Origin of the sequence: Nesterenkonia flava, assembly GCF_031432335.1 — a bacterium.
In the GTDB taxonomy this organism is placed as follows: domain Bacteria; phylum Actinomycetota; class Actinomycetes; order Actinomycetales; family Micrococcaceae; genus Nesterenkonia; species Nesterenkonia flava.
The window spans coordinates 1-10683 of the sequence record NZ_JAVKGT010000052.1 but is presented as its reverse complement, the minus strand read 5'-3'; the positions used below and the strand labels follow the sequence as shown (position 1 = coordinate 10683).

The 10683-nt window shown below is 62.0% G+C and carries 10 protein-coding genes and 2 pseudogenes; 5 read left to right on the top strand and 7 right to left on the bottom strand.

Annotated elements, in window-relative coordinates:
* The 3 genes and pseudogenes from RH857_RS13155 to RH857_RS13145 all read left to right on the top strand — a co-directional run.
* Positions 1–250, top strand: a pseudogene (locus RH857_RS13155) (DDE-type integrase/transposase/recombinase); the annotation flags it as partial.
* A 50-nt stretch (positions 251–300) separates the two neighbouring features.
* Positions 301–1698 carry an IS30 family transposase gene (locus tag RH857_RS13150; protein ID WP_310538433.1) on the top strand — a complete coding sequence of 466 codons (1398 nt, stop codon included), beginning with the start codon at positions 301–303 and terminating at the stop codon, positions 1696–1698.
* Positions 1699–1708: 10 nt separating this feature from the next.
* Positions 1709–1999 (top strand): annotated as a pseudogene (locus RH857_RS13145) (integrase core domain-containing protein); the annotation flags it as partial.
* 87 nt (positions 2000–2086) lie between these two features.
* Here RH857_RS13145 and RH857_RS13140 read toward each other — a convergent pair.
* From RH857_RS13140 to RH857_RS13110, 7 genes are all read right to left on the bottom strand, one after another.
* Positions 2087–2389, bottom strand: a complete 303-nt coding sequence (locus tag RH857_RS13140) for a metal-sensitive transcriptional regulator (protein ID WP_168886979.1) — start codon at positions 2387–2389, stop codon at positions 2087–2089.
* A 10-nt stretch (positions 2390–2399) separates the two neighbouring features.
* On the bottom strand, positions 2400–4559 hold the full coding sequence (locus tag RH857_RS13135) for a heavy metal translocating P-type ATPase (RefSeq protein ID WP_310538432.1): 2160 nt from the start codon (positions 4557–4559) through the stop codon (positions 2400–2402).
* A gap of 7 nt (positions 4560–4566) precedes the next feature.
* A complete protein-coding gene (locus RH857_RS13130) occupies positions 4567–5172 on the bottom strand; it encodes a DUF305 domain-containing protein (RefSeq protein ID WP_310538431.1) in 606 nt (201 codons plus the stop codon).
* A gap of 116 nt (positions 5173–5288) precedes the next feature.
* Positions 5289–7601 carry a heavy metal translocating P-type ATPase gene (locus RH857_RS13125; protein WP_310538430.1) on the bottom strand — a complete coding sequence of 771 codons (2313 nt, stop codon included), beginning with the start codon at positions 7599–7601 and terminating at the stop codon, positions 5289–5291.
* Positions 7591–7755 carry a hypothetical protein gene (locus tag RH857_RS13120; RefSeq protein WP_310538429.1) on the bottom strand — a complete coding sequence of 55 codons (165 nt, stop codon included), beginning with the start codon at positions 7753–7755 and terminating at the stop codon, positions 7591–7593. The genes RH857_RS13125 and RH857_RS13120 overlap by 11 nt, the downstream gene beginning before the upstream one ends.
* A 2-nt stretch (positions 7756–7757) precedes the next feature.
* Positions 7758–7970: a heavy-metal-associated domain-containing protein gene (locus tag RH857_RS13115; RefSeq protein WP_310538428.1), complete on the bottom strand. Its 213-nt coding sequence runs from the start codon at positions 7968–7970 to the stop codon at positions 7758–7760.
* Positions 7971–8059: 89 nt separating this feature from the next.
* Positions 8060–8182, bottom strand: coding sequence for a hypothetical protein (locus tag RH857_RS13110; protein WP_310538427.1), 123 nt, complete (start codon positions 8180–8182; stop codon positions 8060–8062).
* 158 nt (positions 8183–8340) lie between these two features.
* On the opposite strand from RH857_RS13110, the gene RH857_RS13695 reads away from it, so the two are divergent.
* Both RH857_RS13695 and RH857_RS13105 read left to right on the top strand, forming a co-directional pair.
* The gene (locus RH857_RS13695) at positions 8341–9213 is read left to right on the top strand and encodes a C40 family peptidase (protein WP_374761175.1); all 873 of its coding nucleotides are present in this window, start codon (positions 8341–8343) and stop codon (positions 9211–9213) included.
* Between the two features lie 174 nt (positions 9214–9387).
* Entirely contained in the window at positions 9388–10482 is a 1095-nt protein-coding gene (locus tag RH857_RS13105) for a DUF418 domain-containing protein (protein WP_310538426.1), read from the top strand.
* Positions 10483–10683 lie beyond the last annotated feature (201 nt).

The window sequence follows — 10683 nt, the reverse complement described above, 5'->3', positions numbered from 1 at the left end:
AGCAGAAACCCACCAGTTCAAAGACTGGCAGGGCGCTGCTGGCCGACCCTACACCGAACACCACACCGGCAAGGGCAAGCTCTACCTCTGCGCAGTCAAGGACGCCTGCTCAGGCCGGATCATCGGCTACAGCATCGACACCAGGATGAAGGCATCCCTGGCAGTTAGAGCCCTGAACAACGCCATCGCCAACCGGGCCCGCACCGGGACTGAAGTGACTGGATGCATCGTCCACAGCGACCGCGGCAGCTAACCCGGATTCAACTGGTCGTAGCAACACCTTGATCGTGGAGGTGTGCAATGGGAAGACCATCAGCATGGGTGCGGCAGTTCACAGGCCGTTCAGCGATGAAGTCGCCGGGGGCTCCGTCTCATCGTCAGGAGGTCGAACGAGAGTTCTGGAAGCACATCGCCACCGGGATCACCTCTGAGAAGGCAGCAGAGGCCACTGGTGTGTCTCAAGCCGTTGGTGCTCGATGGTTCCGCAATCGTGGTGGTATGCCGCTGTTTATGTCCTCGAAGGTCTCTTCCCGGTACCTTTCCTTCCAAGAGCGTGAGGAGATCGCTCTGCTGCGAGCCCAAGAAATCGGTGTTCGCGAAATAGCCCGTCGTCTAGGACGGAGTCCTTCTACGATTTCACGAGAGTTACGGCGTAACGCGGCCACCCGAGGCGGGAAGTTGGACTATCGAGCCTCAGTTGCTCAATGGAAGTCGGAGGTCTTCGCTCAGCGGCCCAAGACTGCAAAGCTGGTGAGTAATCCCAGGTTGCGGGACTACGTTCAGGACCGACTGGCGGGAAAAGTCACCGCTGCTGACGGACAGGTGATTGATGGGCCTGATGAGGCTGTGTGGAAGGGTAGAAATAAGCCTCATCGCGGGGATCGCCGATGGGTGAAAGGCTGGAGTCCTGAGCAGATCTCCCATCGGCTGAAGGTTGACTTCCCTGAGGATGAGTCCATGCGGATCTCGCACGAAGCTATTTACCAGGCTCTCTACATTCAGGGCCGTGGTGCTCTGAAGCGTGAATTGGTGACCTGCTTGCGCACCGGCCGCGCCCTTCGGGTCCCGCGTGCCCGAGCGCAGGCGAAATCATGGGCCCATGTCGATGAGAAGGTCATGATCAGCCAACGGCCCGCCGAGGTCGAAGACCGAGCCGTGCCAGGCCATTGGGAAGGTGACCTGATCATTGGACTCAATCGCTCGGCAGTCGGCACGCTGGTCGAGCGCACCACACGGTTCACCATGCTTGTCCATCTGCCTCGCGAACAAGGCTACGGCACCCTTCCACGGAAGAAGAACGGTCCTCCTTTAGCCGGGTACGGGGCAGTGACCATGAAAAACGCGTTGTCGAAGACTGTTGCGGAACTGCCCGAGCATCTGCGAAAGTCACTCACCTGGGATCGAGGCAAAGAGCTCTCAGCTCATTCTCAGTTCACCGTCGAATCTGGAGTACCAGTCTATTTCGCAGACCCACGTAGCCCCTGGCAACGCGGCACGAACGAGAACACCAATGGGCTGCTACGGCAATACTTCCCCAAAGGCACCGATCTCTCACGATGGGGCGCTGAAGAAGTCGCAGCCATCGCTCACACCCTCAACACCAGGCCGCGAAAGACCCTGGGATGGAGAACCCCAGCTGAAGCGTTCGAAGATTATCTAGAATCAGTACAACAACCGAGTGTTGCTACCACCGATTGAATTCACCTAATTCCGCTCCAAAAAGTTCCTCCGGGCTTTGGAGTACCACGGCCTGGTCGGATCTATGGGGCGCGTGGGCGCTGCCGGGGACAACGTCGCCATGGAGTCGTTCTACAGCCTGCTGCAGAACAACGTCCTCGACGCCCAGCCCTGGCGCACGCGGGAAGAGCTTCGGATGCGGATCTTCTCCTGGACCGAGAGGACCTATCACCGAAGGAGGAAACAGAAGGTTCTGGGGAAGTTGACCCCCATCGCCTACGAGGAGAACCTGCTCACGCAGGCGCTGGCACTAGCGGCCTGAACAGGAAACCCAACCTGTCAGCCGTTCCTGCATCAGCCCCCAGATGAATGGAGATGCCCTTACTCCATCCATGGCTGATCCCAGGTTTCAGGACTTCACGAGGCGAGCGATCGCCGCAGAAGCTTCATTGATCTTCTCGTCAGCGGTTGCGCCTCCGGCTTGCGCGGCATGAGCCACGCAGTGCTTGAGGTGGTCATCCAATAGCCCTAGCGCCACGTTCTCCAGGGCGGAAGTCAGTGCGCTGATTTGGGTGAGGATGTCGATGCAGTAGGTATCTTCTTCGACCATGCGGTGGATACCTCGCGCTTGACCTTCAATGCGTTTCAGCCGTGCGAGGTAGCGGTCTTTGTCACTGATATAGCCGTGTTGGACAGGTGCTTCGGTAGACATGAGGGGACTCCTAAGTGGTGAGGTTTCGGGTGGAAACTTCTGGCCGCAGGTCCAGGCGGCGCAGCAGTTGGGCATTGAGGGCGACGACGACAGTGGAGGCTGACATCAGGATCGCGCCGATGCTCATAGGCAGGACAAATCCGATAGGGGCGAGGATTCCTGCGGCCAGGGGCACAGAGACGAGGTTGTAGCCGGCGGCCCACCAGAGGTTCTGCTTCATCTTCCGGTAGCTGGAGCGGGACAGATCAATCACTGACAACACTGAGCGGGGGTCGGAGCTGGCCAGGATCACCCCGGCGGAGCCGATGGCCACATCAGTTCCCGCCCCGATGGCGACGCCGACATCGGCCTGGGCCAGGGCGGGGGCGTCGTTGACGCCGTCACCGACCATGGCTACCTTCTGTCCCTCCTGCTGGAGTTCTTTGACCTTGGCGGCCTTGTCTTCGGGGCGGACCCCGGCGAAGACCCGGTCGATGCCCAGCTCGGCCGCAACGGTCTCGGCGACCGCTTGGGCGTCCCCGGTGATCATGACCACCTGGACACCCACGGCGTGGAGAGCTTCGACTGTGGCGTGGGATTCAGGACGTATCTCATCGGCCAGGCGCAGGGCGCCGGCGACCTCGCCATCCACCAGGACGTGAAGGATGATCGCGCCTTCGTTCCTCCAGTGCTCTGCGATGGGCAGTTCATCTTGGTACTGCTCGTTGAGCATGTAGGGGCCACCGACCTGAATCACGGTGCCATTGACTGTGGCACGGACCCCTACAGCTGGTGAGGATGAGAAGTCCTTGGCCGCGGGGACCTCCAGACTGTGGTGGGATGCTGCACCGACGATGGCGCGGGCCAGCGGGTGCTCACTGTCGGTTTCGGCCGCTGCGGCCAGAGCCAGGACCTCGTCGCCGGTATATCCCTGGGTGGGTTCGACCCCGGTGACAGTGGGTTCTCCCTTGGTCAGTGTGCCAGTCTTGTCGAACAGCACCGCGTCTACGGTGCGCATCGACTCCAAGGCCAGCCGGTCCTTGATGAGCACGCCCCCGCGTGCGGCGCGTTCGGTGGCGATGGAGACCACCAGCGGGATCGCCAGACCCAGGGCGTGCGGGCAGGCGATCACCAGCACGGTGATGGTCCGCACTACAGCAGCATCAGGCATTCCCAGCACTGCCCAGGCCGCTGCAGTGATCAGTGCGGCGACCAGGGCGAACCAGAACAGCCACCCTGCTGCTGTATCGGCGATCCGCTGAGCCCGGGAGGATGAGGCTTGAGCATCAGCGACCAGACGTTGAATACCGGCCAAGGCGGTGTCGTCTCCGGTGGCGGTAATCCGTACCCGGAGACCGGAGTCAGTGGCCACTGTTCCGGCCACGACGTGATCGCCTTCGTCACGACGGACCGGCTTGGACTCCCCGGTGACCATCGACTCATCCATACTCGCCGAGCCCTCAATCACCTGTCCATCAGCAGGTACAGAGGCACCGGGGCGGACGATCACCACGTCATCGAGGGCCAGCTGCTCCGGGGAGACCTTCTCCACCCCGTGGTCGGTGACTTTCTCCGCTTCATCCGGCAGCAGCGCAGCCAGCGAATCCAGAGCTGAACTGGTCCGGGCCAGGGATCGCATCTCGATCCAGTGACCCAGCAGCATGATCACCACCAGCAGGGCCAGCTCCCACCAGAAGTTCAGCTCGTGATCCAGCAGGTGCAGGCTGGCACCCCAGGAGGCGATGAACGCCACCGTGATGGCCAGCCCAATGAGAAGCATCATCCCCGGCTTGCCGGAGCGGATCTCTGAGACCGCCCCGGAGAGGAATGGCCAGCCGCCCCAGGCATAGATCACTGTGCCCAAGATCGGGGAGACCCACCAGACCCAGTCGGCTTCTGGTAGGTGGTAGCCGACCAGATGGGCGAACATCTCGTTGAACCCCACCACCGGTACCGCCAGGGCCAGCATGATCCAGAACAGCCGGCGGAACTGCCCGACGTGATCACCATGGCCCCCGTGTCCGCTGTGGCCATGTCCGGCATGCGCGGAGTGATCATGCTGATGTTGGTCGGGGCCGTGGGCGGCGTGACCCTGGGGGGTCTCTGCTGTGGGGTGCATCGCATGCCCGTGGTGAGACTCAGGGTGGTCTTGGCCTGAGTGGTGATGGTGTCCGTGATGCTGCTCAGTCATGAGGGTCCTATATGTTCTCCAGCAGGTCTTCCATCTGTTCGATCTCAGCCTGCTGGACGCTGATGATCTCTTCTGACAGTTCCAGGGCTTCGGGGCTCTTCCCGTCGGCCAGGTGGTCCTCAGCCATAGAGACTGCACCTTCGTGATGGACGATCATCTGCTCTAAGAACAGGCGTGCAGCCTCATCGCCTTGAGCGGCTTCAAGGTCGGCGATGTCGTCGTCACTCATCATTCCCTCGTGCCCGTTCCCGTGGTCGCCATGGGTACCGTGATCGTCTTCGGGATCATGGCCCCAGTCCTGCAGCCAGGTGACCATCTGATCAATCTCGGGCTGCTGAGCGTCCCGAATCTCCTCAGCCAGAGAGGCGACATCGGTGTCCACATCGTCCTTGGCCAACAGGATGTCCGACATCTCGACGGCCTGTTCGTGGTGGACGATCATGCCTGAGACGTATTCGACATCTGCGTCGTTGAACTCGCCGGAGACTTCTTCGGCGGAATGCTCACCATGGTCGGACTCATCAGTTTCCTGCTGGTCATTCTGACTACAGGCGGCCAACACGGTGGCCAAGGTGAGGGCGGTGACGAGGGTGGCAGGGTGACGGGATTTCATCGAGCTGGTCCTTCCTGTTGATTCGTGTCCGATGGCATGAGGTGCTCGTTGCTCAGGCGTGGGAGTGTGCCCCGCAGTGGTGAGTGGTCATGGTCTGGTCCTTTCGGTGATGGTGTTCAGGCCTTGATGGTCTGAGTATTGATTTCTGTGACAGGGGCATCTGAGGCGGCACGGTCGGCTTGGGCCTTGAAGCGGCGCAGTCGTAGGCTGTTGGTCACCACGCAGACACTGGAGAAGGCCATGGCCGCCCCGGCCAGCATGGGGTTGAGCAGGCCGAAGGCCGCCAGCGGAATGGCGGAGGTGTTGTAGGCGAAGGCCCAGAACAAGTTGGTCTTGATCACCCCGAGGGTCTTCCGGGAGAGCCGGATCGCATCAGCAGCAGCCCGTAGGTCCCCACGCACCAGGGTGATGTCGGCGGCCTCGATGGCCACGTCGGTCCCTGTGCCCATGGCCATTCCGAGGTCGGCTTGGGCCAGTGCAGGGGCGTCGTTGACACCATCGCCGACCATCGCCACCGTCTTACCCTGCTGTTGCAGGCCTGCTACGACATCGACTTTCTGCTGGGGCAGGACTTCAGCGATCACCTCATCGATGCCGACTTCGGCGGCGACCTGCTCAGCGACGCGTTGGTTATCGCCGGTCAGCAGCACCGGGGTCAGGCCGAGCTGTTTGAAGTGGCCGATGGCTTCGGCGCTGGTGGGTTTGATCTGGTCAGCCACTACCAGCAGGCCCCGGGCCTTACCGTCCCAGCCGACTACGACCACAGTTTTGCCCTGGGACTCCGCCTGCTGCTTGGCCGCTGCTAACTGCTCATCGAGGTGCTGGCCCCAATTGGCCAGCAGGGACTCACGCCCCACCAGCACGGTGTGGCCCTCCACGATGCCTTGGACACCGCGACCTTCGATGTTCTCGAAGGACTCCACCTTTGGCAGAGCTCCCGTCGCGGTGACTGCTCCTGTGGCGATGGCCTGGGCGATGGGATGCTCGGAGGCGTCCTCGACTGCCCCGGCCAGCCGCAGCAGCTCATCCCTTTTGGTGTCTTCGGCGGGGAGGGCGTCTTCCAGGGTCATTTTCCCGGTGGTGACAGTGCCGGTCTTATCCAGGACCACGGTGTTGGTCCTGCGGGTGGACTCCAACACCTCCGGGCCTTTGATGAGAATCCCCAGCTGAGCGCCACGGCCGGTGCCGACCAACAAGGCGGTGGGGGTGGCCAGTCCCAGGGCGCAGGGGCAGGCGATGATCAGTACCGCCACCGCAGCGGTGAACCCTGCCGAGGCAGGGAAGCCAGCACCTAGCCAGGCCCCCAGTGTGGCGACGGCGATGGCGATGGCCACCGGCACAAACACTCCGGAGACCCGGTCGGCCAGGCGCTGAATCTCTGCCTTGCCGGATTGGGCGTCCTCGACCAGCTGGGCCATCTGCGCCAACTGGGTATCGGAGCCCACCCGGGTTGCCCGGATGATCAGGCGGCCTCCGGCGTTGACGGTGGCTCCGGTCACCGCATCGCCTTCGGCGACTTCCACCGGGACCGATTCACCGGTGAGCATGGAGGCGTCCACCGCGCTTGTCCCGGAGACCACCACACCGTCGGTGGCGATCTTCTCCCCGGGCCGGACCACGAACTCATCGCCCACGGTCAGATCATCGACGCTGATCCGCTGCTCTGCACCGTCGCGGAGCACGGCGACCTCTTTGGCTCCCAGCTCCAGCAGGGCGCGCAGGGCGGCACCAGCCCGGCGCTTGGAACGTTTCTCGAAATACCGGCCCAGTAGCACGAAGGTGATCACCCCGGCGGCGACCTCCAGGTAGATATGCCCCAGGCCGTCACTGCGGGAGATGGTCAGTTCAAACGGATGCACCACTCCGGGTTGGCCGGCAGTGCCGAAGAATAGTGCCACCACCGACCAGATCAGTGCCGCGGTGGTGCCCACTGAGATGAGGGTGTCCATCGTGGCTGCCCCGTGGCGCAGATTCGTCAGCGCAGCCCGGTGGAAGGGCCACCCGGCCCACACCACCACTGGGGCGGCCAGCACCAGGGAGGCGAAGCCCCAGTAATCGAACTGCAAGACCGGGATCATCGCCATGGCGATCACGGGCACCGAAAGGACTGCGGCACCGATCAGCCGCTGACGCAGCACCACCAGCTCTTGGTCCTCAACCGAATCGTCGTCGTCACCCCAGCCGGTCTTATCTTCCGGGGCAACGGGCAGTGTGGCGGTGTAGCCGGTCTTTTCGACCTCGGTGATCAGCACCTGGGGGTCCAGTCCACCATTGGAGGTGATACGGGCCTTCTCGGTGGCGTAGTTGACGCTGGCCTCCACGCCGTCGAGTTTGTTGAGCTTCTTCTCAATGCGCATCGCGCAGGAAGCACAGGTCATCCCGCCGATCTGCAACTCGATGTTGGCCGGGTTGGTTGTTTCAGCGGTCATGGCCGTCCTCCCCGTGATGCTCGCTCTGCGAGGTGTCGTCCACCCAGTTCTGCACGGTCTCCTCGGGAACGACAGCCCCGGCGGTGAAGAACGCTGTGATGAACACAGCGACCAGTCCTGTGCCGTACAAGCTGAGTCGTGCAGGGGCGTTCATGATCAGCTCCTGGCCGCGGTGTAGCCGGCCTCGTCAACAGCAGCAATCACGTCGGCGTCGCTGATTGCGTTCTCTGCGGTCACCGCCATCACCCCTGTCGTCGCGCTGACATCAACCCCGGTGACTCCAGGCAGCTGTGAGACTTCGGCCCGGATGGAGCTTTCGCAGTGCCCGCAGGTCATCCCGGTCACGGTGTAAGTGGTGGTTGTGCTCATTGTTCCTCTCCTTCTGATACCCCCTAGGGGTACTCCTACTTATACCCAGTAAGGGTATCTCATGTAAAGAGTGAGCCCTGGCCCCGTAATCAGGCTGGGGTAGGACGGCGGGGTGGGATCGCCGCGAATGCGATGACTGCCGCGATGAGGGCTGAGGCTGCGGCAAAGCCGAAGGCCTGCTGGAACCCGGTGTCGCCGGCATCCAAGGGCATGGCGCAGAGGCGGGAGCGGCCATCCAGACACGCCTTTATCTATTCGTTACGCTTGTTATGCTTCTGTTATATAGTGCTTCTCTAGCAGCTGGAACTCCACTCAACCAAGCTGGTACGGCTTGGGGCTCAACTACCGCGAAAAGATATAAGGACCTCCCATGACAGTCACCACCACACTGCCCGCCACGCGGCGTGAGCGTCGCCGTAAGGCTCAGCGTGCTCGTATCTCCAATAACGCCGCGTTTGCCGGGCGCGCTACCGCAGCTACCGTTGCTGCCGCTGGATTAGTTGCAAGCGTTGGAGTTGCAGCCCACGCTTCCGAGCCCTCAGACGGGGAACGAGACGTCACCACTGTCAGTCTTGATGTTGCGCAACCGAGCTTGGAACGAACATCTGGCGACCAGGCGGTCACTGTCACTGCGAACCGAGACGTGGAGCTGACTTTCGACCGGCCTATAGTTAGCTCCGAACCTGCCCCAACGCCGCCCCCGACCCCTGAAGAACCTGTATCGCCTTCCACTCTGGAGGTGGCAGAATCCACGCATCAAGGAACCTCACTTGAAGGAACAGCATCTCAGCCGGCCTCTCAAGACCCAGAACCCGTCGCGCAGGAGCCACATGAGGAGGATGCGTCCCCTGAACCTGAGGTTGCGTCCTCCCAAGACCAGGCCGAGCAACCTGCTACAACGAACAATAACTCTGTAGTGAGCGCAGCATATGCCGGTATTGGCTCTCCGTATCTCTGGGGAGGAACAACCACAGCGGGATTCGACTGCTCTGGGTTCATCAACTGGGCATATAACCAAGCCGGTCGCGGCGGGCTCCCCCGTACCACTTATGGGATGGAAGCCTCCCTCCCGCATGTCTCCACACCACAGCCAGGAGACATCGTGCTTGCCAACAACACCACGCACGGGGCGATTTACGTAGGTAACGGCCAAGTTATCTCAGCCACTCCTTCCGGTGGCGTCCGTCTCCATGGCATCAACGAAAGCTGGCACCAGGTCAACGCAATCGTCCGTCCGAACTGAATAATCTGCCGAAACACATCTGGCGCCTAGCCCCTTCTGTCTCGGCAGATCAGTGAAGATTCGACCAAGTGCCCCTTGATTGAGTCGTTCAGCCACAGTGGATGTCTAGCCTATAAAGTCGCGGAATAAGATCGCGCGTACCGAAAGCCGAATTCTGAGCCAGGAAGAGTGAGCTTGCCGCGTCACAGCACGTCCTCCCCCACGCAGAGCAACAGGCCAGGCCAGGGGCGTCACGCCGGACTGGACGCGGCTCGCGGTCTCGCCGTGGCGGGCATGATCATCGTCAATGTCGGGCCTCGCGGCGGAGACAGCTTGGCCGAGACGCTCTACCGCCTCCCTTACGGGCGAGCTTCGTTGTTGTTCATGCTCTTAGGGGGCATCGGGTTCTCCCTGCTGACCCGACGAGCGCGGAGCGGAGAAACTTCAATACCGGCGGGACCCATCCTATGGCGGGCACTGGTGCTGTTCGTGTGCGGGCTGCTCCTCCAAGCCCTGGACCACGGCGTCTCAGTGATTCTAGTGACTTACGCGGCCCTCTTCATCGTGGCGTTGCCCCTCACTCGGGCCGCCGGGGGCGTGCTGCTTGTTCTTGCCGGATTTGGTGTTTCGCTCGGACCCATACTGTGGCTCGCGGTCCAGGAACGCACCGACAAGGCCTTCGACCGGGATCCGCTGACAGCCACCGATTCCGCCGGAGAGTTCCTGGCCGGCACTTTCATCACTGGGCCCTATCCGGTGGCAGTATGGGCTGCACCGTTCCTCCTCGGGATGTGGCTTGGGCGGCGGGACCTATCCAGTCAACTCCTGGGCACCCGGCTCGTAATATGGGGCGCTGTGAGCGCCCTCGGAGCCAGGACAATCTCGATTGCACTCATCGCCTATATGGGTGAACCCACCAGTCATCTGGTCTGGCAACGGCTGATCAGCTCTGTGGCTCATTCCCAGATGCCGCTGTGGCTGGTTGAAGGCACTGGCGCGGCTCTCTTCGTGGTGGGGCTATGCCTGAAGATTGCTGACCGCTGCTTCCAAAGCTGGCTGGAGCCCCTGGTGAAGCTGGGGCAGTTGGCCTTCACTGCCTACGTGGGTCATCTGCTGATTCTTGCCCTCGCGGTCCGACCTGGGCCTGCGACCCTTCCTGGAGGGCTGGCGGTCAGTGCCCTGATCCTTGTCGCGCTCATAGTTTTCTCGCTCACCTGGCGTCGCCTGGTCACCCGAGGGCCACTGGAAATGCTCCTGAGGCCGCCGCGGCTGTGGCCGTCTGGCACGTGAGCTCCGACACCTACCCCCGTTATCAAGCGGGAGTTTAACTTTCCTAAAGATCCGTTGAAGGACCCAGGGTCTGCCGCACTAATGGGTGATATCTAATCTGGCTTGCCTAGCGGCGGCCTGGAAGGATGAACCCGTGGCCAGGCCCTACTGGCGGATAGCCGGAGTTGGAAGCGGTGGTCTGCGTAGTTGTAAGCGGTGTTC

Excerpts from the sequence above, each read along its gene's own strand:
- RH857_RS13150 (WP_310538433.1), top strand. The coding sequence starts at position 301 with ATGGGAAGACCATCAGCATGGGTGCGGCAGTTCACAGGCCGTTCAGCG.
- RH857_RS13140 (WP_168886979.1), bottom strand. The coding sequence starts at position 2,389 with ATGTCTACCGAAGCACCTGTCCAACACGGCTATATCAGTGACAAAGAC.
- RH857_RS13135 (WP_310538432.1), bottom strand. The coding sequence starts at position 4,559 with ATGACTGAGCAGCATCACGGACACCATCACCACTCAGGCCAAGACCAC.
- RH857_RS13130 (WP_310538431.1), bottom strand. The coding sequence starts at position 5,172 with ATGAAATCCCGTCACCCTGCCACCCTCGTCACCGCCCTCACCTTGGCC.
- RH857_RS13125 (WP_310538430.1), bottom strand. The coding sequence starts at position 7,601 with ATGACCGCTGAAACAACCAACCCGGCCAACATCGAGTTGCAGATCGGC.
- RH857_RS13120 (WP_310538429.1), bottom strand. The coding sequence starts at position 7,755 with ATGAACGCCCCTGCACGACTCAGCTTGTACGGCACAGGACTGGTCGCT.
- RH857_RS13115 (WP_310538428.1), bottom strand. The coding sequence starts at position 7,970 with ATGAGCACAACCACCACTTACACCGTGACCGGGATGACCTGCGGGCAC.
- RH857_RS13110 (WP_310538427.1), bottom strand. The coding sequence starts at position 8,182 with ATGCCCTTGGATGCCGGCGACACCGGGTTCCAGCAGGCCTTCGGCTTT.
- RH857_RS13695 (WP_374761175.1), top strand. The coding sequence starts at position 8,341 with ATGACAGTCACCACCACACTGCCCGCCACGCGGCGTGAGCGTCGCCGT.